The organism is Rhizobium sp. PEPV16, assembly GCF_008919455.1.
Lineage (GTDB): Bacteria > Pseudomonadota > Alphaproteobacteria > Rhizobiales > Rhizobiaceae > Rhizobium > Rhizobium leguminosarum_Q.
On the sequence record NZ_VSZV01000316.1, the window covers coordinates 14,778 to 37,189 of the forward strand.

Here is a 22,412-nt window from a genome sequence, read left to right on the forward strand (position 1 = left end):
GCTCTATGCGCTGCGGTTTGTCAATCATCGGATGCGGTCAGGAGAAAGCCCATGTGGCTCGGCAATTTCACCCTCGTTCTCCCAAACGAGGTGGTGAGCGAAGGTTCCGTGCGTGTTGAGGATGGGGTCATCGCCGAGATCAGGCCGGGGCCGGTCGACGGTGCTGCCATCGATGGCGGCGGGCGGCTGCTGATGCCGGGCTTTGTTGATCTCCACGGCGATATGATCGAGCGCGAGATCGCCCCGCGGCCGAACGCGACGATGCCGATCGATTTCGGCATCCACGAACTCGACAAGAAACTTGCTGCCGCCGGCGTCACGACGGCGTTTGCCGCCGTCTCCTTTGCGACCGAAAGCGTCTACGGCCACGTCCGCTCGCTGGAGACGACATCAGCGGTAATCGAAGGCATCAACCGCCTGCGTGACGATCTGCTGATCGACCACCGTGTCCACGCCCGCTACGAAATCACCAATGTCGGTGCAGCCCCTGCACTCGAGCGCCTGCTGAATGCCGATCAGATCGACATGGTCTCGTTAACCGATCACACGCCGGGCCAGGGCCAGTACAACAACTTGCAGAGCTACATCCTCAGCATTTCCGAGCGTCGCGCCATCTCCGAGGAAATGGCGGCGGAGATCGTTGCCAAGCGCATCGCCATGCGCAGCAATCCCGACATCGAGGCCAAGCTGAAGGAGATCGTCGCGCTGTCGCTGAAGCACAAGCTGTCGCTTGCCTCGCATGACGATGACAGCGTCGAAAAAGTCGCCGAGATGCACGATCTCGGCGTCACCATCAGCGAGTTTCCGGTCACCGCGCCTGCGGCGGAGGAGGCGCGCCGTCGCGGCCTTTGGACGTTGATGGGCGCGCCGAACGCGCTGCGCGGCCAGTCGATGTCGGGTAATCTCAGCGCGCTGGATGCCGCAAGGGCCGGACTGCTGAGCGTCATCGCCGCCGATTATCATCCGGCCGCCTTCGTGCCTGGCATCTTCAAGCTTGCCGATATGGTGGAAGGTGGCCTGCCGGCAGCCGTTGCCATGGCGACCGGCAATGCGGCCCGTTCCGCCGGATTGTTGGATCGCGGCGAGATCGCCATCGGCCAGCGCGCCGATCTGGTGGCAGTCGAACCCGGCAATATCAACCGCGTCCGCGCCACCTTCCGCGCCGGCCGCTTCGTCTACAGCGACGGCACGCTGCATCCATTGCGGGCGCTGGCGGCTTAAGCGCTATCGCCGATCAGTGAAATCAGCTGAGCCTTGGGCACAGCGGTCGAGGCCTCACCGACGGCCCTGCCGGCTTCCATCGTCACACGGCCCTCGGCAAAGAGCCGTAGCGCTTGCGGATAGATCTGGTGCTCCACGGTGAGCACACGTGCAGCAAGGCTTTCGGCCGTGTCGCCGGAAAGAACCGGTACGGCCGCCTGGCCGATCACCGGCCCCTCATCCATGCCTTCGGTGACGAAATGCACCGTGCAGCCGGCGATCCGCATGCCGGCATCGATTGCACGCTGATGCGTATGCAGGCCGGGAAACAGCGGCAGCAGGGAAGGGTGGATGTTGAGCATCCGGCCTTCATAACGCTGGATGAAGGTCGCCGTCAGCAGCCGCATATAGCCCGCCAGGCAGAGAATGTCGGGTGAAAGCTCATCGAGCGCCGAAAAGATCGCCGCCTCATGTGCATCCTTGCTGGCATAGTCCTTGCGGGGAAAAGCGAAGGTGGCAATGCCTTCGGCGGCGGCCTTGGCAAGCCCGCCGGCATCCGTCTTGTCGGAGATCACCCCGACGATCTCGGCCGGGTAGTCGGCGGCCTTTGCAGCCGCAACCAGCGCCATCATGTTGGAGCCGCTGCCTGATATGAAGACGACGGCGCGTTTGCGCGGCGAGCTCATATGGCAAGCGTACCCTTGTAGACCGTGCCGGCAGCACCCTCGTCGCGGGCGATCATGCGGCCGAGCGTGACAACCGTCTCGCCCTCGGCTTCGAGTGCGGCGGAAACCGCCGCAACATTCTCACCGGCGACGACGGCGATCATGCCGACGCCGCAGTTGAAGGTGCGCAGCATTTCCTTGGATTCGACGCCGCCCGTCTTGGCGAGCCATGAAAACACCGGCGGCACCTTGACGGCGGCAAGATCGATCTCGGCCGCCAGATGCTTCGGCAGCACGCGCGGAATATTTTCCGGGAAGCCGCCGCCGGTGATGTGCGCCAGCGCCTTGATGGCGCCGGTTTCGCGGATCGCCTTCAGGAGCGGCCTCACATAAATACGCGTCGGCTCGAGCAGGGCTTCGCCAAGCTTCTTGTCTTCGGCAAACGGCGCCGGTGCATCCCAATCGAGGCCGGACAATTCGACGATCTTGCGCACCAGCGAGAAACCGTTGGAATGGACGCCGGAGGAGGCGAGGCCGAGGATCACGTCACCCTCGGCAATATCGCCTGATGGCAGGAGCTTGCCGCGTTCGGCAGCACCGACGGCAAAACCCGCGAGGTCGTAGTCGCCAGAGGAATACATGCCGGGCATTTCGGCCGTCTCGCCGCCGATCAGCGCGCAGCCGGCCTCACGGCAGCCGGCGGCAATGCCGCCAACGATGGCCGCGCCCTGGTCGGGGTCGAGCTTGCCGGTCGCGAAATAATCGAGGAAGAACAGCGGCTCGGCGCCCTGTACCACGAGATCGTTGACGCACATTGCGACGAGGTCGATGCCGACGGTGTCGTGATAGTCGGCGTCGATCGCAATCTTCAGCTTGGTGCCGACGCCGTCATTGGCAGCGACGAGAACCGGATCGGTAAAGCCTGCCGCCTTGAGATCGAAAAGCCCGCCGAAGCCGCCGATCTCGCCGTCGGCGCCGGGACGGCGGGTCGAGCGCACCGCCGGCTTGATCTTCTCGACGAGGAGGTTGCCGGCATCGATGTCGACGCCCGCATCGCTATATGTCAGGCCGTTTTTCCCAGACTGGCTCATGCTGGTCTCCGATGGCTATTTCAGGCGGCAAACGTGCCGCGTCATCTGCCGGTCGCAATTGCATGACAGGGGCTTTTATGCAAGCGCTGCATGGCGAAAGCCCCCAATTTCCCGCGTCTTCTTCCGGCCTTTCCGGGATTCTGCGCGACAGGGTTGACCATCTTTGCGCCTGCATCCTATGTGCTCAATGGCCGCTTCGGATCGGATGCGGCGTCAGACGGCGGCGAGCGATCAGCGGGGAAGCAATGCCACAGCAAGTCAGCGGCAACAGTCTCAAACGTCAGATTTTCTTCTGGCTGGTGGTTCTCGTCTTCTTCATCGTCTTTCTCTACGTCTTCAGCTCGATCCTGCTGCCCTTCGTCGCCGGCATGGCGATCGCCTATTTCCTCGATCCGGTGGCAGACAGGCTGCAGCGGCTGGGACTGAGCCGCATGATGGCGACTATCGGCATTCTCGTCGCTTTCGTGATCGTCTTCGCGCTGGCGCTGATGATCCTCATTCCGGTGCTGATCAGCCAGTTCAACGACTTCGCTCAACGTCTGCCGGGTTATATCAGCCAATTACAGCAGTTCATCGCGCAGGCGCAGAATTCGCTGCTGCCGGACTGGGTTGAGAACCAAGTGGGCACGATCAAGGACAATCTCTCGGGCATCCTGTCGGAGGGCATGGGCTTCCTCACCGGGCTCTTTGCGCAGATCTGGAATTCAGGCAAGGCGATCGTCGACGTCATATCGCTGCTCGTCGTCACCCCCGTCGTTGCCTTTTACATCCTGCTTGATTGGGACCGCATGGTTGCCAAGGTCGATCAGTGGATCCCGCGCGATTATGTCAGCGATGTCCGCCAGATCGCCAAGGAGATCGACCAGGCAATCGCCGGTTTCATCCGCGGCCAGGGCTCGCTCTGCCTCATCCTCGGCATTTATTATGCCGTCGGCCTCTCTCTCGTGGGGCTGAATTTCGGCCTGCTGATCGGCCTCTTCGCCGGCATGATCAGCTTCATTCCCTATGTCGGCTCGATGGTTGGTCTCGTGCTGGCGGTCGGCGTCGCGCTTGTGCAGTTCTGGCCGGATTATCCGTGGATCGGCCTGGTGCTCGTCGTTTTCTTCAGCGGTCAGTTCCTCGAAGGCAACATTCTGCAGCCGAAGCTCGTCGGCTCCAGCGTTGGCCTGCATCCGGTCTGGCTGATGTTTGCGCTCTTTGCCTTCGGCGCGCTCTTCGGTTTCGTCGGGCTTCTGGTCGCCGTGCCGGCGGCCGCGGCCGTCGGCGTCCTTGTTCGTTTCGCACTTTCACGCTACCTTCAGAGTGATCTTTATTTTGGCGGGTCGCCGAGTGGCAGTGCCCGGAAGACGAAATCAGTTCCCAATGAATGACGTGAAAAACGCTGATCCGAAGCGCAAGGCCGGAGAGCAGCTGCCGCTGGTCTTCTCGCACGATGCCGCAAGCGGGCGCGACGACCTCCTGATCTCGGAGCGGCTCGCCGCCGCCGTTTCGATCGTCGATGCCTGGCCGGCATGGCCATCGCCGGTGGTCGTGCTCGCCGGCCCCGTCGGCTCGGGAAAATCGCATCTCGCCCGCATCTGGCGGGAATTGAGCGGCGCCGTCGACATCCACCCCGAGCCTGGCTCGGACGCGGCGGTTGCCGCTGCCGCCGGCCCGGTGCTGTTCGAGGACGCCGACCGCCTCGGCTTCGACGACAATGCGCTCTTTCACGTCATCAACAGCGTCCGCGAAAACGGCACCAGCCTGTTGATCACCAGCCGTCTCTGGCCGATGTCGTGGCCGGTTTCGCTGCCCGATTTGCGCTCGCGCCTGAAAGCGGCGACCGTCGTCGAGATCGGCGAACCCGACGAGGCACTGTTGTCGCAGGTGATCGTCAAGCTCTTCGCCGACCGGCAGCTTTATATAGATGACAAACTCGTGCTTTATATCGTGAACCGGATGGAGCGGTCGCTGAACGCGGCCCAGACAATCGTCGAAAGGCTTGACCGGCTGGCCCTGTCGCGGGGCACGAAAATTACCCGGTCTCTTGCTGCCGAAGTATTGAATGAATTGGGAAATTCGGAACCGGCCGATTGACTGTCACAGTTCCGTCGTCAAACTGATATAATTGCCTTTGGCGATTGAAAACGGGGTAAGCGGACCATGGATAGCGCAGTCGCAGAACATCAGGAACTCACTCCGGAAATCAACGACAACCCCCCCCCGCTGGAAGAGCTGCTCAAGAGCCCCGAGCGCTTCATCAACCGAGAATTCTCCTGGCTGCAGTTCAACCGCCGTGTCCTGGAAGAAACTTTGAATACCGAGCATCCGCTGCTCGAGCGTGTCCGCTTCCTGTCGATCTCGGCCGCTAACCTCGACGAGTTCTTCATGGTGCGTGTCGCCGGCCTCGAAGGCCAGGTACGCCAGAACATCGCCATCCGCAGCCCGGACGGCAAGACGCCGGCCGAGCAGCTCGATTCGATCCTGCACGAGATCGACCATCTGCAGATGGAGCAGCAGGCCTCGCTCGCCGTGCTGCAACAATATCTCGCCAAGGAAGACATCCTGATCGTGCGCCCCGGCGCCCTGAGCGAGGGCGACCGCCAGTGGCTGGCCGCCGAATTCGAACAGGCGATCTTCCCGGTGCTGACGCCGCTGTCGATCGATCCCGCCCACCCGTTCCCCTTCATTCCGAATCTCGGCTTTTCGATCGGTCTGCAGCTCGTCAGCAAGAACGGCCGCGAGCCGATGACGGCGCTGCTGCGCCTGCCGGTGGCGCTCGACCGCTTCGTCCGCCTGCCGGATGATGGAAACACAATCCGCTACATCACGCTGGAAGATGTCGCCAACATCTTCATCCATCGGCTCTACCCGGGTTACGAGGTGCAGGGCTCCGGTACGTTCCGCGTCATCCGCGACAGCGATATCGAAGTCGAGGAAGAGGCCGAGGATCTCGTCCGCTTTTTCGAAACGGCGCTGAAGCGTCGCCGCCGCGGCAAGGTCATCCGCATCGAGACCGACTCGGAAATGCCGGCCTCGCTGCGTCAGTTCGTCGTCCAGGCGCTGAGCATCCCCGATAACCGCGTCGCCGTTCTGCCGGGTCTTCTGGCGCTGAACACGCTATCGGAAATCACCAAGGCGCCGCGCGACGACCTGCGTTTTGCCCCCTACAATGCGCGATTTCCCGAGCGCGTCCGCGAGCACGCCGGCGACTGCTTCGCCGCCATCCGCGAAAAGGACATGGTCGTCCATCACCCCTACGAATCTTTCGACGTGGTGGTCCAGTTTCTTCTCCAGGCTGCGCGCGATCCTGACGTCCTGGCGATAAAGCAGACGCTTTACCGCACCTCCAACGACAGCCCGATCGTTCGCGCGCTGATCGATGCCGCCGAAGCCGGCAAGTCGGTGACGGCGCTGGTCGAGCTCAAGGCCCGCTTCGACGAAGAGGCAAACATCCGCTGGGCGCGCGACCTCGAGCGCGCCGGTGTCCAGGTCGTCTTCGGCTTCATCGAGCTCAAGACCCACGCCAAGATGTCGCTGGTTGTCCGTCGCGAGGATGGCAAGCTGCGCACCTATTGCCATCTCGGCACCGGCAACTATCACCCGATCACCGCAAAGATCTACACCGATCTTTCTTACTTCACCTGCAATCCCGTCATCGCCCACGACATGGCGAACATCTTCAACTTCATCACCGGCTACGGCGAGCCCGAACAGGGCATGCAACTCGCGATCTCGCCCTATACGATGCGCTCGCGCATCCTGCGTCACATCGAGGAAGAGGTCCAGCACGCCAGGAACGGCGCGCCGGCGGCGATCTGGATGAAGATGAATTCGCTTGTCGATCCCGACATCATCGACGCGCTCTATCGCGCCAGCCATGCCGGCGTCGAGATCGATCTTGTCGTGCGCGGCATCTGCTGCCTGCGTCCGCAGGTGCCCGGTCTTTCGGAAAAGATCCGCGTCAAGTCGATCGTCGGCCGCTTCCTCGAGCACAGCCGCATCTTCTGCTTCGGCAACGGCCACGGCCTGCCGTCCGACAAGGCGCTGGTTTACATCGGCTCGGCCGACATGATGCCGAGAAACCTCGATCGCCGCGTCGAAACGATGGTTCCGCTGACGAATCCCACCGTTCACGAGCAGGTCTTGTCACAGATTATGCTTGGCAACGTGATTGACAATCAACAAAGCTACGAGATATTGCCCGACGGTACGTCGCGTCGCATGGAAGTGCGCAGGGGCGAAGAACCGTTCAATGCGCAGCAGTATTTCATGACCAATCCGAGCCTGTCGGGCCGTGGTGAAGCTCTGAAGTCCAGTGCGCCGAAGCTGATCGCCGGCCTGCTCGAAGGCCGCAACAACAAGTAATACTGGACCTAAATGGTTGAATCTGAAGCCCAGGGGCGCCTTCCGGGGATCGCCCCGGTCTCCGTCGTCGATATTGGATCGAATTCCATTCGTCTTGTCGTCTACGAAGGCATGTCCCGTTCGCCGACCGTCCTCTTCAATGAAAAGGTCCTCTGCGGCCTCGGCAAGGGCGTCGCCCTTACCGGCAAGATGGATGAAGACAGCGTCGGTCGGGCTCTGGCGGCGCTGCACCGTTTCAAAGCCCTGTCCGACCAAGCGCGCGCTGCCACCATGTATGTGCTGGCGACGGCGGCCGCGCGCGAGGCAAGCAACGGTCCCGATTTCATCCACCAGGCAGAAACCATCCTTAACCGCAAGGTCCGCGTCCTCTCGGGCGAGGAGGAGGCAAAATTCGCTTCGCTCGGCATCATCAGCGGTTTCTACAATCCTGACGGCATTGCCGGCGATCTCGGCGGCGGCTCGCTGGAACTGATCGATATCAAGGGTAAGGAGTTCGGCAAGGGCATCACGCTGCCGCTCGGCGGCCTGCGCCTGTCGGAATATGCCGGCGGTTCGCTCTCCAAGGCCCAGACCTTTGCCCGCAAGCAGTTGAAGACGGCAAAGCTGTTGTCGAAAGGCGAGGGCCGCACCTTCTACGCCGTCGGCGGCACCTGGCGAAACATCGCCAAGCTGCACATGGAAATCACCCATTATCCGCTGCATATGATGCAGGGTTATGAGGTGTCTTTCGAAGCGATGATGCTGTTCCTCGAACAGCTGACCGCGCGCGATTCCAGGGAGCCGGCGCTGCAGGTTGTTTCCAAGCACCGTCGTTCGCTGCTGCCCTTCGGCGCCATCGCCATGAAGGAAGTGCTGAGCGCGATGAAGCCGTCGGTGATTTCCTTCTCGGCGCAGGGTGTGCGCGAGGGATATCTTTATTCGCTGTTGTCGGAGTCCGAACGCCGCCTGGATCCGCTGCTTGCCGCGGCCGGCGAACTGGCGATCCTGCGTGCCCGTTCGCCGGAGCATGCCCGCGAGCTGGCGGAATGGACCGGCCGCATGATGCCCCTTTTCGGCATCCAGGAAACCGACGAGGAAAGCCGCTACCGTCAGGCCGCCTGTCTGCTGGCCGATATCAGCTGGCGCGCCCATCCTGACTATCGCGGCCTGCAGGCGCTGAACGTCATCGCCCACTCTTCCTTCGTCGGCATCAGTCATCCCGGCCGCGCTTTCATCGCGCTTTCCAACTATTACCGTTTCGAAGGCCTGCATGACGACGGCGCCACCGGCCCGCTGGCGCAGATCGCCACGCCGCAGCTCATCGAGCGCGCCAAGCTGCTCGGCGGCATGCTGCGCGTCGTCTACCTGTTCTCGGCCTCGATGCCCGGCATCGTCAAAAACCTGACCTTCCGCAAATCCTCGAGCCCGGACCTCGACCTCGAATTCGTCGTGCCTCCCGAATATCGCGACTTCGCCGGCGAACGCCTGGACGGCCGCCTGCAGCAGCTGTCGAGGCTGACGAACAAACGGTTGGCGTTTCGGTTCGAGTAGGTCTGATTTGCGGCACAACGCCAAATCTCGAATCACCACAAAACAAAAGGCGGCACCTTCGCGCCGCCCTCCGTATTCCGTAGCAGAACCCCAAACTACTTCGCGTTCAGGAACTCGCCGACTTCGAGCAGGCTGAACTCGTTATTGTCGGCCTTGTCGACGGCGCGGCCGGCCGAGAAGGGCAGGTTGTTGTCGTTGCCGATGATGATGTGCGTGGCGTCGACGCGGTCGACGTTTTCGATCGTCACGAACGGCATGTCGTAGACGCCGTCCTTGCTGCCGGCCTTCTTCTTGTTGTCGGGGTCCTGGATGTTCATGAGGTCGATATAGCCGATCTTGCGGACAGCCTTGCCGACATTGGCATCGTTGAACTCGATCTTGTAGACGCGCTTCAGCACGGCCGGAGCTTCGAAGCAATCCGGCTTCGGCTGTTTCGGGTCGGCGCAGGCCTTGTCCGTCGTGCCAGCGCCGTTGTCGCGCTCGATGACGAGAGCGGTCGTGTCGTCGAGCATGTTGAAGTCGCCGATCGACACGCCCTTGTCCTCGAACGGATAGAGCCAGCTGCGGCCGGTCCACTTCTTCGAAGCGACATCGAATTCGATGACGCGGATGGCGGTGTGGCCGTCGACCGTTTCCACCGTGCCGTCATCCTTGTAGATGGCGCCCTCGAGCAGGCCGTAGAGCTTGGCGCCGTCCTTCGACATGGCGAGGCCTTCGAAGCCGCCGGAGCGCTTCAGATTGAAGACCGGCATCTTCGCAGCCGGGTTGGCCGGAACCGAGAGAAGCGGATTGTCGGGCGAAAGCACCGGTTTACCGTCGAGCGTCGTCGGGATGACGTCGGTGAGGCGGCCTGACGTGTCGAACTTCAGGATGTAGGGACCGAATTCGTCGCCGATCCAGAAGCCGTCGGCAACCGGCTGGATCGATTCGATATCGAAGTCGGCGCCGGTGAGATAACGCGTGTCGGTGCCTTCAAGCACGATCGGGAACGGGGCGATCTTGTTGGGGTCGGAGAGGAAGAGGTTCTTGACGACTTCAGCCTTGTTGCCGGCCCAGTCGAACTTCATCTGGTGCAGGAAGAGCATGGAGTCCGACGAGTTAGACTTCGAGCCGAAACCGTTGTCGGAGAGCGTCCAGAAGGTGCCGTCGGGCATCGTCTTGACGCCGGAGAAACCCTGGATCGGCTGGCCGTCGAAAGGAAGCTTCAGATCGGTGATGCGGGCGCCGTCCTTGCCGGGAACGGTGCCGAGCGCTTCGGTGCGCTTGCGGTCCGGCGTCGTAAACTTGCCGGAATGCTTGAGGAATTCGGGGGCGTCGGCCGGTGCCGGAACCATGGTGTTGGCAGGCAGGATCGCCTGGCCGGCGAGCTTGGCTGGGAACTGCTGCTGGTCGGCCGAAGCAGAGCCCGCGACCAGGATAAAAAGCGATACGGAAGCAAAAAGGACGTTCTTCATAATATCCCCGTGGAGCGGATTGCAAAGGCCTTCCGCTTAACAGGGCTTTAATGTCAGCGAATTGACGGCTGGATGAAGCTTTGGTGACGTGAAGGTCAGACGGTGCTCAGCCGTGCAGAATGACCGCCGGCGTGTTCAGGACGGTGACCGCGCGCGAGGAAAGTGCCATGACGCCCAGTGCCTGGCCGCGCCCCTTGACGGCATGGGTGCCGAGATCCTCGCAGGATATGTCGTCGGGAAATTTCATGCGCCTGGCAAGCTCGCTGGAGATCAGCACCGATCGGTTCAGACTGCGGCAGAGCGTCTCCAGCCGGGCGGTGGTGTTCACCGTATCGCCGAAATAGCTGATCTTGTGATGGTCGACGCCGATTTCGGCGGTGATGATCTCGCCGCCGTGGAGGGCGGCGCGGAGCTTCGGCACCTGCCCGTAATTCTTTCGCCAGCCGGCGGCATTGGCGTCGATATCGGCGAGAATATCGAAGATGCAGCGCACGCAACGCGCATCCTTGACGCCGCGGGCAAGTGGCCAGGTGATGATCGCAGCATCGCCGACATAGTCGTTGATCATGCCCTTGTGACGCCTGACGGGCTCGGCGAAGGTCGCAAACAGCGAGCTCAGCAGTTCTTGCGCCCTGAGGTCGCCGTGCTTTTCGGCAAAAGCCGTCGAATCGACGAGGTCGATGAACAGGAAGACGCGCTCTTCCCTGACCGGATTGCGGTAGCGGCTGATGAGCATGCTGAGGAAAACTTCACGACCAAGCAGTTCCCGCACGCGCAAGACGAAGATCAGCATCGTGCAGACCGCAAGCGCATAGAGGAAGACCTCGAACGGCATGATGACGAGGTCGAGGAGCGACACCGGCTTCACCATGCCGAGCCACCAAAGCAGCAGGCCGGCGCAGGCAAAGCCGATGCTCATCAGGATTTCGTAGATCAGCAGCTCAGTGATGATGAAGGCGAAAGTCGGCAGCTTCTGGATGCGCCTGTAGAGTGCTCGAAACAGCACCTTGCGCTCGAAGGCGAGGATCGGCATGCCGATGAAGAGCGCGAAGATCGCCCCGACGATCGGCGTCTGATTGGAATAGAACATCAGATCATAGATGACGCCGCTGGCCGCAAGGACGATCGTGATCAGGATCCAATTCTGTGTCGGAGATATTTCCCGCATGCCGCCTCTGCGCCGTGATGTTTCTTCCCGCCATTGTTTCAGGCCGGAAAAAACCGTCAAGCGAATTCGAATAGGGATCTCAGAGGCTGACGGTTTCGACCTTCCGGTCGACGAAGCGCAGAGCGATCGCGCCCTGGATCAGTTGCAGTGCCGGCTCGCCGAAAAGATCGCGCCGCCAGCCGTGCAGGGCAGCGACTTCGGCCTTCTCGCCCTCGGCGGCGATCCTGTCGAGATCTTCGCTATTGGCGATCACCTTCGGCGCCACGCCGTGTTTTTCCGAAATCAGCTTCAGCAGAACCTTCAACAATTCAACGGCAGCAGCGGCCCCTTCGGGCGCCTGCGCCTGGCGTGGCACATGCGGCATATCGGCCTTCGGAAGAGCAAGAGCGGTGTTGACGGCCTCGATAACCGCGGCGCCGGAAGTTGAGCGCTCCCAACCCTTCGGAATGGTGCGCAGACGGCCGAGCGCCTCGGTATCCTTGGGCTGCTGCTGGGCGATCTCGTAGATCGCATCATCCTTCAGCACCCGCGAACGCGGCACGTTGCGGGCGCGTGCCTCGCGTTCGCGCCAGGCGGCGACATATTTCAGGATCGCCAGCTCCTGCGGCTTGCGCAGGCGCATCTTCAGCCGCTGCCACGCATCGTCTGGATGCATGTCGTAGGTTTCGCGCGACTCGAGAACGTCCATTTCCTCGGAGAGCCAGGAGGTGCGGCCTTCGCGTTCGAGTTCCGCCTTCAGCGACAGGTAGACGTCGCGCAGGTGGGTGACGTCGGCCAGCGCATAATCCAGCTGTTTGTCCGAGAGCGGCCGGCGGCTCCAGTCGGTGAAGCGCGACGACTTGTCGATATGGACGTTCTTGATGCGGCTGACCAACTGGTCATAGGAGACGCTGTCGCCGAAGCCGCAGACCATTGCGGCGACCTGCGTGTCGAAGATCGGATGCGGAATGAGATTGCCGCGATTGAAGATGATTTCGATGTCCTGGCGCGCCGCATGAAAGACCTTCAGCACCTTCGTATCGGCCATCAGCTCGAAGAAGGGGGCGAGATCGATGCCCTTGGCTAGCGGATCGACGAGAACCTCCGTCGTCGGGCTTGCCATCTGGATCAGGCAGAGCTCCGGCCAGAAGGTCGTTTCGCGCAGAAATTCGGTGTCGATGGTGATGAAGTCGGACTTGGCCAGCTCTTTGCAGGCGGCCGCCAAATCGGCGGTGGTTTCGATCATATCAATTCATTCGCAAGGAAAAGGTCGGTTAAACCTTCCTTCTCCTTTCGGTTCGATATGTCAATACAACAGCATACGCTTCGAGCATTGCTGGCTAAGAATCACGTCCAAACTGAGGCACGGCGCGATGCATGGCGGCAATCGCGGTGAAAGTGCAGGAATCCTCAGCTGACCCTGAGATAACTCGTCATGCCCGTCTTCTGGTGCTCGATGATATGGCAATGCAGCAGCCAGTCACCGGGATTATCGGCGACGAAGGCAAGCTGCACCTTCTCGTCCGGCTGAATGAGATAGGTGTCGGATACCAGCGGCATCACCTCCCGCGTCGAGGAGGAGATCACCGTGAAGCTCATCCCGTGCAGATGGATCGGATGCGTATGCGGCGTGGTATTCTCCAGATTGAAGACATAGCTCTTGCCGAGCTTCAATTCCGCAAGCGGCGCCGTCGGATCGGGCGTGTCGCCTGGCCACGGCACCTTGTTGATGGCCCAGAAACTGTAACCGAGCGTGCCGCAGATGCTTTCGACGGCGGCATTCTCGGCAGTTGCGCTCAGCACTAGGGGTATCTGCTCGGCGACGGAAAGATCGGCCTTCTGGACGGGATTGTCGACAAGCGGTCCGAGATCGCCGATGGCGCGCTTCAACGATGACCCGACCGCGCGCAGGCTGGCGATCGTCTTCGGCGCCGTGCCGCGGATATCCTCGAGCGTCGCGACCGCGCCTTCATCATCTGGCATTCGCACGGCAAGATCGAGCCGTTGACCCGGTCCGATCTGCAGGAGGTCGAGGGAAAAACGCTTCGGCACCGGATTGCCGTCGATCGCAATCACGGTGGCCTCGGCGCCTTCCATCTTCAGCGAGAAGATCCGCGTCACGTCGGTGACCGCAATGCGTAGCCGAACTAGCCCGCCGGCCGGCGCGTCATATCGCGGCTCCTGATGCCAGTTGGCGGTCCGCACCGTGCCGTAGGTGCCGGTCTTGGCAGCGTCGCGCGGCCGGAAAGGGGCAATGAATTGTCCGTTGCCGCCGAGCCGCCAGTCGCGCAGGTTCAGCACCACCTCCGCATCGAATTCCGGATCGGCCGGATCTTCGACGACGATGACGCCGGTCATGCCGTGCCCCATCTGCGTCAGCGTGTTGCAATGCGGATGATACCAGAATGTGCCGGCATCGGGCGGCGTGAAGGAATAGTCGAAGCTGTCGCCGGTATAGACGTAGGGCTGCGTCATGAACGGCACGCCGTCCATGCGGTTGTCGATGCGAAGCCCGTGCCAGTGGATCGTCGTCGGCTCGTCGAGACCGTTTTTCAGCCGCGCCGCATAGGGTCGCCCCTTCCTCATCCTGAGAATCGGCGGCATGCCGTCATGGCCCCAGCTCATGATATCCTTGGTCGGTCCCGCCTCGGTCAGCATGGCTTCGGTCTTCACCGCCGTCAGCAGCTGCGGTTCGGGAGCCGCCGCGGCAAATCCGAATTTACCGGCAATGCCGATGCCGACGCCATAGGCACCCGCCACAGCGGATGCCTTCAAGAGGTTGCGTCGGTTAAGGAGAGGCATGCGGATGCTCCACGGTGAGAAATGCCGATCCTTTTAAAGTTGACCAGCATCTTCATCAATACAGGAAGCGTAGCCAAACTGCCGCAGCATACCGGTCGCAGCCTCGCCACAAACGCGTGTCAAACGCTCGGCCGCGCGCGCCAAGCCTTGACAAATCGGAGCGTCCATGCGCTTTTCCGCCCGATTTTCTTGTCGGCGCTTGAGGGTCTTGGAACCCTTGCTGCCGTCTTAAGCCACATGCCAGGATTTGAGATCATGCATCGCTATCGCAGCCACACATGCGCCGCCCTCCGCAAGTCGGATGTCGGCTCGACCGTCCGTATCTCCGGCTGGGTCCATCGTGTCAGAGATCATGGCGGCGTGCTGTTCATCGATCTTCGCGACCACTACGGCATCACCCAGGTCGTTGCCGATCCCGATAGCCCGGCCTTCAAGATGGCGGAAACCGTGCGCGGTGAATGGGTCATCCGCATCGACGGCCTCGTCAAGGCGCGCACCGAAGATACCGTCAACAAGACCATGGCGACTGGCGAGATCGAGCTCTACGCACAGGAGATCGAAGTCCTCTCCGCCGCCAAGGAATTGCCGCTGCCGGTCTTCGGCGAACCGGACTATCCCGAAGACGTCCGCCTGAAGTATCGTTTCCTCGATCTTCGCCGCGAAACGCTGCACCGGAACATCGTCAAGCGCACCCAGGTCATCTCGGCCATGCGCCGCGAAATGGGCAATGTCGGCTTCACCGAATATACGACGCCGATCCTGACGGCCTCCTCGCCGGAAGGCGCGCGCGACTTCCTCGTGCCGTCGCGCATCCATCCCGGCACCTTCTACGCGCTGCCGCAGGCGCCACAGCAGTACAAGCAGCTGCTGATGGTGGCGGGTTTTGACCGCTATTTCCAGATCGCGCCGTGCTTCCGCGACGAAGACCCGCGCGCCGACCGCCTGCCGGGCGAATTCTACCAGCTCGACCTCGAAATGAGCTTCGTCACCCAGGAAGACGTCTGGAACACGATGGGCCCGCTGATGACCTCGATCTTCGAGGAATTCGCCGAAGGCAAGCCGGTCACCAAGGAATGGCCGCGCATCCCCTATGATGAGGCGATCCGCAAATATGGCTCCGACAAGCCCGATCTGCGCAACCCGATCGTCATGCAGGCCGTGACCGAGCATTTTGCCGGCTCGGGCTTCAAGGTTTTCGCGGGCATGATCGCCTCCAACCCGAAGGTCGAGATCTGGGCTATTCCGGCCAAGACCGGCGGTTCAAGAGCGTTCTGCGATCGCATGAATGCCTGGGCGCAGTCGACCGGTCAGCCTGGCCTCGGCTACATCTTCTGGCGCAAGGAAGGTGACAAGCTCGAGGGCGCCGGCCCGCTTGCAAAGAACATCGGCGAGGAGCGCACCGACGCGATCCGTACCCAGCTCGGCCTCGATGACGGTGACGCCTGCTTCTTCGTTGCCGGCGATCCGGCGAAGTTCTACAAGTTTGCCGGTGAAGCCCGCACCAAGGCCGGCGAAGAGCTGAACCTTGTCGATCGCGACCGTTTCGAACTCTGCTGGATCGTCGACTTCCCGTTCTTCGAATGGAGCGAGGAAGAAAAGAAGGTCGATTTCGCCCACAACCCGTTCTCGATGCCGCAGGGCGGCCTCGATGCGCTTCAGAACCAGGATCCGCTGACCATCAAGGCGTTCCAGTATGACGCCGTTTGCAACGGCTTCGAAATCGCCTCGGGCTCGATCCGCAACCAGTCGCCGGAAACCATGGTCGCCGCCTTCGAGAAGGTCGGCCTCAGCCAGCAGGATGTCGAAGACCGTTTCGGCGGCCTCTACCGCGCCTTCCAGTACGGCGCGCCCCCGCATGGTGGCGCCGCCTTCGGCATCGACCGTATCGTCATGCTGCTCGTCGGCGCGAAGAACCTGCGCGAAATCTCGCTGTTCCCGATGAACCAGCAGGCCCAGGACCTGCTGATGGGTGCGCCGAGCCCGGCAGCGCCGACGCAGCTGCGCGAACTCTCGATCCGGCCGATCCCGCCGGTCAAGAAAGACTGAGATCGTCTGATCCCAAATGCAAAAGCCCGGCAAATCGCCGGGCTTTTCTGTTGGTCCGGTCGCTCACAATGCCGAGTAGATCGACTCGCGAAGATCGACTGTGAACTTGCCCCACATGCCCTCCAGCGTCGTGTTGGTCAGTGCAACGACGGTCAACCCGTTGACCGGGTCGATGAACCAGCTATGGCCGTAGACGCCGCCCCACTTCAGCGTGCCCTTGGGGAAGGGGACGCCTGCCTCGGCCGGATTGGTGATGACTGACCAGCCGAAGCCAAAGCCGGAGCCGGGCTCGTGCTGCTGGCGGTGGCCGGCCGCCTGGTCAGTCATCATCATCCTTACGCTTTCGGTCGAGAGCAGTGGTGCGCCACCCCTACGGATGGTTTCGAGTATGGCCAGGATATCACCCGCCGTTCCCGCCATGCCGGCGCCGCCGGAATGATAGGAGGCGGGGTCGAAGATGCGGTTCGGCACGAAGCGGATCGGACCCATCAGCGACATCACCACCGCAGTCTCGCCCATCAGCGCCGGTTCCGGTGAAGCGTCCATATAGGCCGCTGCCAGCCGGCTGCGGTCGCGAACCGAAAACGCGGTATCGGCAAGTCCGAGTGGGTTCGTCACCAGATCAGCGATGGCCTCGCCCAGCGGCACGCCGGTTTCCACCTCGATGACGCCGCCCAGAACATCCATGGCGACGGAATATTGCCAGTCGCTGCCCGGCGCGAAGCGCAGCGGTGCGCTGGCGATCCGCCGCAGGTTCTCGGCCAGCGGCAGTCCGGGTTCAGCGAGGCCGTCGGAAACGCCGGCGCGGGCATAGGCATCGTCCTCTTCGAAGAAGCTGTAGCTGAGGCCGGACGTATGGGTCAGCAGGTGGCGGATGCGAATGGTTGCTTCGCCGCCGTCAGGCAGCCTCGGCCGGAAGTCCGGCAGCCATCTCGTCACCGGGTCGTCGAGCCCGATTCTTCCCTGCTCGACGAGCCGCATCGCGGTGATGGTGACGATCGGCTTGGTGATGGAGGCAAGCCGGAAGATAGTGTTCTCGTGCATTGCCAGACCGTTCTCGCGGTCGGCAAGACCGGCGGCACGGCGATGGACGATCTCTCCGTCGCGGGCGACGAACACCACCGTTCCCACAAGCCGTTTGTCGTCGAGCGCGCTTGTGATGGCCGCATCGACCGCTGCTGTCAGCGATGAATTCCTGTCGGCGTCTGCCATTTCAAGGGGAAGACTCATCAGATTAAACCTTCTATAATCACAATGACCGTTCCTGAATATAGAAGGTCGTTTCGAATTTCTAGAGTGATCATTGTGAAAAATAGACGAGACGTGGAAAATTCTACCGCCCGCCGCCGCGGCCGTCCGCCGGCCTTCGACCGCGAGACCGTGCTGTCGGCGGCGCGCGAGACCTTCTGGGCGCATGGATATGAGGGCGCCTCGATCGCCGATCTCACCGCCGCCATGGGCATCACGCCGCAAAGCCTCTATGCCGCCTTCAACTCGAAGGCCGATCTTTACCGCGCCGCGCTGGAGCAATACCGAGGGCTGGGCTCCAATACGTTTTCCGCGCTCGGCGAGCCGATCGACACCGTCTCCGCCTTCGAGCGCATATTGCGGGGCTCGGCTGCAATTTTCTCGGCACCGGAGCATCCGAAAGGCTGCATGATCTCGACGGCCGTGCTGAACTGCGCCAGCGAGAACGCCGTGATCGCCGACCATGTCGCAGCGATGCGCCGTCGGTCGCTGGACGCTTTCACGGCGAGGATCGAGCGTGGCATCCGCGAGGGCGACATGAAGCCAGAGACGAACCCCCGCGCGCTGGCACGGTTCCTCGGCGCCATCATCCAGGGCATGTCGGTGCAGGCGAGGGACGGCGCATCGCTGGAGGAATTGCTTGATATCGCAGTCCTCGCCATCGCCGAGGTCGGCCGCCACCGCGCCTGAAAACGAAAAGGCCCGGCAGTACCGAACTGCCGGGCCTTTTCGTCGCGAGATCGAAGCAATCAGTCGTTGGCGGTAACCTTGACGCCAAGCACTTGCGGCAGGGTGTTCGGAGCGCCCATGGCAGCACCCACGATCGTCGGGAACGGAACCGGCTTTTCAGGAGCGGCCTTGACGGTCAGGCTTTTCGGATCGTCGAGGAAGGTGTTGACGGCAGCCGAAACGGCGTTTTGCAGTTCCGGGATATTGAGCTGCGCCAGCATGATCGGCGTCATCGCCTTCAGCGAATCCGCCATCTGCTTGCCCGACATGTTCTGCTGCGAACCGGCATAATCGAGCGCGCGCTTGGTGATCGAGGCATCTTCGAAGCGCACCTGCGCGGCCTCGAAGGACAGCTGCTGCATCAGGCCAAGCATGGCAAGACCGAGCGCCTGCTGCGATTCTTCCTTGTTCGGGTTGGCTTCGGATTGCTTCATCGCATCCTGCAGCGACTTCACGAAGGGCATCGTGTAGCCCGAGATCTTGAAGCCAAGGTTCAGCTTGCCGATGTTGGTGAAGTCAAAGGCGAATTCCGAAATATCGATCGTGCCGGGAGCCAGTTCCCAGGCGCCCTTCATGGTGATGTCGCCCTGGATGTGCTGCAGGGCCAGCTTCTCGATCGCGTCCTTGCTCTGCGGATCCTCAGACTTGCTGAGATCGGCCTTCATGCTTTTGAAGGCGCCGTCGAAATCGAAGCCGGATTCGTCTTCGCGCAGCGTCAGGTTGACGTCGCTTTCAAGCACCGAGAACAATTCCGCCCCATCCTTGACCACCTTCAGCGGGCCGGTATGGGCAGTTTCGTAGAGCATCATGGTATCGAGCGTGTCGCCGCCCGGCGTTGCCGGGATCGAGATGCCGCCGAGCGTCAGCTCCTGCGCCGTGACCGTGACGCCGTCTTTCGTGGTGTTGATATCAGGGAAGGCGGCCTCTTCGATGTAATAGCCGCCATCCTCGTCTTCTTCGACGCCGGAAAGGGTGACTTCGCCGACGGCCAGGCTTTCGCCGCCGGCCGATTTGACGCTGACATTCTTCAGCGTCGCAGTCGTGCCGTCGATATCGACGCTGTCAGCCGAAATCGTTCCGCCTTGTGCGGCATAGGCGGCATTGAGCTTCTTCAGCAGATCGGCGCCGTCGAGAGCGAAAGCCGAGCCGGCGAGCGAGAGAAAGGCTGCGCTCGACAGCATCAGCCGCGTTGTCCGGTAAAAGTTCATGGGGTGATTCCTCTGGTGGCGTGGTGGCGGTTGGAAATCTGCAGTGACGCTACTACGGATTAGGCCTGCTTTATATTTGCCGACCGCTAAATTTTTGTTGAGAGGAACGGCAAACGAAGTCCAAATTGCGGCGGAGCGTTTGTCTCATCCTTTGATGTCGGTCCGAAGACTTCATCCACAGCTGCAATGGCCCCGATTCCTTGCCCGCCGGCCTCTTCTGAGTTAGAGCCTTTCCTGGTCAGATTGAAGCAATTCTGTTGGCTCAAACGGAGTCGGATGGTCGACCGGCCGGCGCGCGTCGTAGCCAAGCTCTACGGCCAAGCCGGCCGGTCGATCAGCCGGCCCGTTTCAGCCAACCCGAAGGGCCGGGCATCTTTGCGCCAGGATCAGAGGCGATCGGCTCGGACGTACCAAGAGGTATGCCCTTCGCCAATCGCCTCTGCCCTGACGAAAATCTGCTCCGGCAGAATGCTGCAATCTGTTCAGGAAAGGCTCTAGTCAGAACCTATGGGACAAGAGATTTTGCCGCCTTCAGGCGGAGACGACGATCACATCCAGCCGGTCGACCTCAAGGCGGCGCTCGAGCAGCGTTACCTTGCCTATGCGTTGTCGACCATCATGCACCGCGCCCTGCCTGACGTGCGCGACGGGCTGAAGCCTGTCCATCGCCGCATCGTTTATGCGATGAACGAGATGGGGCTGAGGCCGAACTCGGCCTTCAGAAAATGCGCCAAGATCGTCGGCGAAGTGATGGGTAACTACCATCCGCACGGCGACCAGTCGATTTACGATGCGCTTGCCCGTCTCGCCCAGGATTTCTCGCAGCGCTACACGCTGGTCAACGGCCAGGGTAATTTCGGCAATATCGACGGCGATAGCCCCGCCGCCATGCGTTACACCGAATCGAAGATGACGGCGGTCTCCGAACTGCTGCTCGAAGGCATCGATCAGGATGCCGTCGATTTCCGCGACACTTACGACGAATCGAATTCCGAGCCGGTCGTCCTCCCCGGCGCCTTCCCGAACCTGCTCGCCAACGGCTCCTCCGGCATCGCCGTCGGCATGGCGACCTCGATCCCGTCGCACAATGCCCACGAGCTTTGCGATGCCGCCCTGCATCTGATCAAACATCCAGATGCGACCGTCGAAAAGCTCGTCGAATTCATTCCCGGCCCGGATTTCCCCACCGGCGGCATCATCATCGACAACCGCGAAAGCATCATCGAGAGCTACCGCACCGGCCGCGGCGGTTTCCGCGTGCGGGCGAAATGGCAGACGGAAGATCTTGGCCGCGGCGGTTACCAGATCATCATCACCGAAATTCCCTTCCAGGTGCAGAAATCGCGGCTGATCGAGAAGATCGCCGAGCTGCTGATCGCCCGCAAGCTGCCGCTGCTGGAAGATATCCGCGACGAATCGGCCGAAGACATTCGTGTCGTGCTGGTGCCGAAGACCCGCAGCGTCGATCCGACGATCCTGATGGAATCGATGTTCAAGCTGACGGAGCTCGAAAGCCGCTTCCCGCTCAACATGAACGTGCTCTCCATGGGCCGCATCCCGCGGGTCATGGCGCTGAACGAGGTGTTGAAGGAGTGGCTGGACCACCGCCGCGAAGTTCTGCAGCGCCGCTCGCGCTTCCGCCTGGCGGCGATCGACAGGCGCCTCGAAATCCTCAGTGGCCTGCTGGTCGCCTACCTCAACATCGATGAGGTCATCCGTATCATCCGCGAGGAGGACGAGCCGAAGCCGGTCATGATGGCGCGCTGGGATCTCACCGACAATCAGGTCGAGGCGATCCTCAATATGCGGTTGCGCGCCTTGCGCAAGCTGGAAGAGTTCGAGATCCGCAAGGAATTCGACGAACTCACCAAGGAAAAGGGCGAGATCGAGACGCTGCTTTCCTCCGACGACAAGCAGTGGCAGACGGTCGCCTGGGAAATCGGCGAAGTGAAGAAGAAATTCGCCAAGGCGACCGAGATCGGCCGCCGCCGCACCCAGTTTGCCGACGCGCCCGAGACCGACGAGGAAGCGATCCAGCAGGCGATGATCGAGAAGGAACCGATCACCGTCGTCATTTCCGAAAAGGGCTGGATCCGCGCGCTGAAGGGCCATATCGCCGATACGGCGACGCTGACTTTCAAGGAAGGCGACGGCTTGAAGATCGCCTTCCCGGCGCAGACCACGGACAAGATCCTGATCCTCACCACAGGCGGCAAGGCCTTCACCCTCGGCGGCGACAAGCTGCCGGGCGGTCGCGGTCATGGCGAGCCGCTGCGCATCATCGTCGATATGGATAACGACCAGGCGGTTCTGACCGCTTTCGTCCATGATCCCTCGCGCAAGCAGCTGATCGTCTCGACCGCCGGCAACGGCTTCGTCGTTCCCGAAGCCGAGCTGGTCGCCAATACCCGCAAGGGCAAGCAGATCATGAATGTCGGGCTGCCCGAGGAAACGCAGCTGCTCGTGCCCGTCAGCGGCGACCATGTCGCCGTCGTCGGCGAAAACCGCAAGCTGCTGGTCTTTCCGCTGGCGCAGGTGCCGGAAATGTCGCGCGGCAAGGGCGTGCGTCTGCAGCGTTACAAGGATGGCGGCATTTCCGACGTCCGCTGCTTCGCAATATCGGACGGCCTCATCTGGGAAGACAGCGCCGGCCGCACCTTCACGAAGAACAAGGACGAGCTTGCCGAATGGCTGGCCGATCGCGCCACCGCCGGCCGCACAGTGCCGAAGGGCTTCCCGCGCAGCGGCAAATTCGCCGGCTAGAACAGGATGATTTTGGGCCTGTTCGGCCTAAAATCTGAATCCTGTTCTAATTTAAATAGTTGAGCATGATGTCGTCCGAAAACCGCTCACACTTTTCGGCATCATGCTCTGAGGCACGACAGCGCCGCGCGTCTTTTCAGACGCGCAAGGGGCATTGTAAAACTTAGATGCAGTAAATTCCG

The 22,412-nt window shown here is 61.7% G+C and carries 16 protein-coding genes; 8 read left to right on the forward strand and 8 right to left on the reverse strand.

Annotation, left to right across the window (positions count from 1 at the left end; all coding sequences use genetic code 11):
• Positions 1-51 precede the first annotated feature (51 nt).
• Entirely contained in the window at positions 52-1,221 is a 1,170-nt protein-coding gene (locus FY112_RS19400; RefSeq protein WP_151519068.1) for an alpha-D-ribose 1-methylphosphonate 5-triphosphate diphosphatase, read from the forward strand.
• Here the strand turns inward: FY112_RS19400 and purN are convergent.
• Positions 1,218-1,886, reverse strand: coding sequence for a phosphoribosylglycinamide formyltransferase (gene purN / locus FY112_RS19405; RefSeq protein WP_151519069.1), 669 nt, complete (start codon positions 1,884-1,886; stop codon positions 1,218-1,220). The genes FY112_RS19400 and purN overlap by 4 nt on opposite strands.
• Entirely contained in the window at positions 1,883-2,956 is a 1,074-nt protein-coding gene (gene purM, locus FY112_RS19410; RefSeq protein ID WP_151519070.1) for a phosphoribosylformylglycinamidine cyclo-ligase, read from the reverse strand. Before purM ends, purN begins: the two co-directional genes overlap by 4 nt.
• A gap of 245 nt (positions 2,957-3,201) precedes the next feature.
• On the opposite strand from purM, the gene FY112_RS19415 reads away from it, so the two are divergent.
• From FY112_RS19415 to ppx, 4 genes are all read left to right on the forward strand, one after another.
• Positions 3,202-4,326, forward strand: a complete 1,125-nt coding sequence (locus FY112_RS19415) for an AI-2E family transporter (protein WP_017959846.1) — start codon at positions 3,202-3,204, stop codon at positions 4,324-4,326.
• The gene (hdaA, locus tag FY112_RS19420) at positions 4,319-5,032 is read left to right on the forward strand and encodes a DnaA regulatory inactivator HdaA (RefSeq protein ID WP_131622371.1); all 714 of its coding nucleotides are present in this window, start codon (positions 4,319-4,321) and stop codon (positions 5,030-5,032) included. The genes FY112_RS19415 and hdaA overlap by 8 nt, the downstream gene beginning before the upstream one ends.
• A 66-nt stretch (positions 5,033-5,098) precedes the next feature.
• Positions 5,099-7,303, forward strand: a complete 2,205-nt coding sequence (locus FY112_RS19425) for an RNA degradosome polyphosphate kinase (RefSeq protein ID WP_151519071.1) — start codon at positions 5,099-5,101, stop codon at positions 7,301-7,303.
• Between the two features lie 12 nt (positions 7,304-7,315).
• A complete protein-coding gene (ppx, locus tag FY112_RS19430) occupies positions 7,316-8,833 on the forward strand; it encodes an exopolyphosphatase (protein ID WP_017959849.1) in 1,518 nt (505 codons plus the stop codon).
• Between the two features lie 95 nt (positions 8,834-8,928).
• On the opposite strand, the gene FY112_RS19435 is transcribed toward ppx, so the two are convergent.
• From FY112_RS19435 to FY112_RS19450, 4 genes are all read right to left on the reverse strand, one after another.
• Positions 8,929-10,287: an esterase-like activity of phytase family protein gene (locus tag FY112_RS19435; protein ID WP_017959850.1), complete on the reverse strand. Its 1,359-nt coding sequence runs from the start codon at positions 10,285-10,287 to the stop codon at positions 8,929-8,931.
• Positions 10,288-10,393: 106 nt separating this feature from the next.
• Complete coding sequence (locus FY112_RS19440; protein ID WP_017959851.1) at positions 10,394-11,455, reverse strand: adenylate/guanylate cyclase domain-containing protein; 1,062 nt, start codon at positions 11,453-11,455, stop codon at positions 10,394-10,396.
• A 79-nt stretch (positions 11,456-11,534) separates the two neighbouring features.
• Positions 11,535-12,680 carry a ribonuclease D gene (gene rnd, locus FY112_RS19445; RefSeq protein ID WP_027665291.1) on the reverse strand — a complete coding sequence of 382 codons (1,146 nt, stop codon included), beginning with the start codon at positions 12,678-12,680 and terminating at the stop codon, positions 11,535-11,537.
• Positions 12,681-12,844: 164 nt separating this feature from the next.
• The gene (locus tag FY112_RS19450) at positions 12,845-14,236 is read right to left on the reverse strand and encodes a multicopper oxidase family protein (RefSeq protein ID WP_131622360.1); all 1,392 of its coding nucleotides are present in this window, start codon (positions 14,234-14,236) and stop codon (positions 12,845-12,847) included.
• Between the two features lie 255 nt (positions 14,237-14,491).
• Between FY112_RS19450 and aspS the strand changes: the two genes are divergently transcribed.
• Positions 14,492-16,282 (forward strand): aspartate--tRNA ligase, encoded by a 1,791-nt coding sequence (gene aspS, locus FY112_RS19460; RefSeq protein ID WP_065282401.1) that lies wholly within the window; start codon positions 14,492-14,494, stop codon positions 16,280-16,282.
• A gap of 63 nt (positions 16,283-16,345) precedes the next feature.
• On the opposite strand, the gene FY112_RS19465 is transcribed toward aspS, so the two are convergent.
• The gene (locus tag FY112_RS19465; RefSeq protein ID WP_131622358.1) at positions 16,346-17,512 is read right to left on the reverse strand and encodes a serine hydrolase domain-containing protein; all 1,167 of its coding nucleotides are present in this window, start codon (positions 17,510-17,512) and stop codon (positions 16,346-16,348) included.
• Between the two features lie 66 nt (positions 17,513-17,578).
• Here FY112_RS19465 and FY112_RS19470 point away from each other — a divergent pair, with 66 nt between their 5' ends.
• Positions 17,579-18,220, forward strand: coding sequence for a TetR/AcrR family transcriptional regulator (locus tag FY112_RS19470; protein WP_131622356.1), 642 nt, complete (start codon positions 17,579-17,581; stop codon positions 18,218-18,220).
• Positions 18,221-18,279: 59 nt separating this feature from the next.
• On the opposite strand, the gene FY112_RS19475 is transcribed toward FY112_RS19470, so the two are convergent.
• Complete coding sequence (locus FY112_RS19475) at positions 18,280-19,467, reverse strand: hypothetical protein (RefSeq protein WP_131622354.1); 1,188 nt, start codon at positions 19,465-19,467, stop codon at positions 18,280-18,282.
• 507 nt (positions 19,468-19,974) lie between these two features.
• On the opposite strand from FY112_RS19475, the gene parC reads away from it, so the two are divergent.
• The gene (gene parC, locus FY112_RS19490; RefSeq protein ID WP_131708386.1) at positions 19,975-22,230 is read left to right on the forward strand and encodes a DNA topoisomerase IV subunit A; all 2,256 of its coding nucleotides are present in this window, start codon (positions 19,975-19,977) and stop codon (positions 22,228-22,230) included.
• Positions 22,231-22,412 lie beyond the last annotated feature (182 nt).

What these genes read in the sequence shown, in the direction of transcription:
- FY112_RS19400 (WP_151519068.1), top strand. Translation starts at nt 52, where the DNA reads ATGTGGCTCGGCAATTTCACCCTCGTTCTCCCAAACGAGGTGGTGAGC.
- purN (WP_151519069.1), bottom strand. Translation starts at nt 1,886, where the DNA reads ATGAGCTCGCCGCGCAAACGCGCCGTCGTCTTCATATCAGGCAGCGGC.
- purM (WP_151519070.1), bottom strand. Translation starts at nt 2,956, where the DNA reads ATGAGCCAGTCTGGGAAAAACGGCCTGACATATAGCGATGCGGGCGTC.
- FY112_RS19415 (WP_017959846.1), top strand. Translation starts at nt 3,202, where the DNA reads ATGCCACAGCAAGTCAGCGGCAACAGTCTCAAACGTCAGATTTTCTTC.
- hdaA (WP_131622371.1), top strand. Translation starts at nt 4,319, where the DNA reads ATGAATGACGTGAAAAACGCTGATCCGAAGCGCAAGGCCGGAGAGCAG.
- FY112_RS19425 (WP_151519071.1), top strand. Translation starts at nt 5,099, where the DNA reads ATGGATAGCGCAGTCGCAGAACATCAGGAACTCACTCCGGAAATCAAC.
- ppx (WP_017959849.1), top strand. Translation starts at nt 7,316, where the DNA reads ATGGTTGAATCTGAAGCCCAGGGGCGCCTTCCGGGGATCGCCCCGGTC.
- FY112_RS19435 (WP_017959850.1), bottom strand. Translation starts at nt 10,287, where the DNA reads ATGAAGAACGTCCTTTTTGCTTCCGTATCGCTTTTTATCCTGGTCGCG.
- FY112_RS19440 (WP_017959851.1), bottom strand. Translation starts at nt 11,455, where the DNA reads ATGCGGGAAATATCTCCGACACAGAATTGGATCCTGATCACGATCGTC.
- rnd (WP_027665291.1), bottom strand. Translation starts at nt 12,680, where the DNA reads ATGATCGAAACCACCGCCGATTTGGCGGCCGCCTGCAAAGAGCTGGCC.
- FY112_RS19450 (WP_131622360.1), bottom strand. Translation starts at nt 14,236, where the DNA reads ATGCCTCTCCTTAACCGACGCAACCTCTTGAAGGCATCCGCTGTGGCG.
- aspS (WP_065282401.1), top strand. Translation starts at nt 14,492, where the DNA reads ATGCATCGCTATCGCAGCCACACATGCGCCGCCCTCCGCAAGTCGGAT.
- FY112_RS19465 (WP_131622358.1), bottom strand. Translation starts at nt 17,512, where the DNA reads ATGAGTCTTCCCCTTGAAATGGCAGACGCCGACAGGAATTCATCGCTG.
- FY112_RS19475 (WP_131622354.1), bottom strand. Translation starts at nt 19,467, where the DNA reads ATGAACTTTTACCGGACAACGCGGCTGATGCTGTCGAGCGCAGCCTTT.
- parC (WP_131708386.1), top strand. Translation starts at nt 19,975, where the DNA reads ATGGGACAAGAGATTTTGCCGCCTTCAGGCGGAGACGACGATCACATC.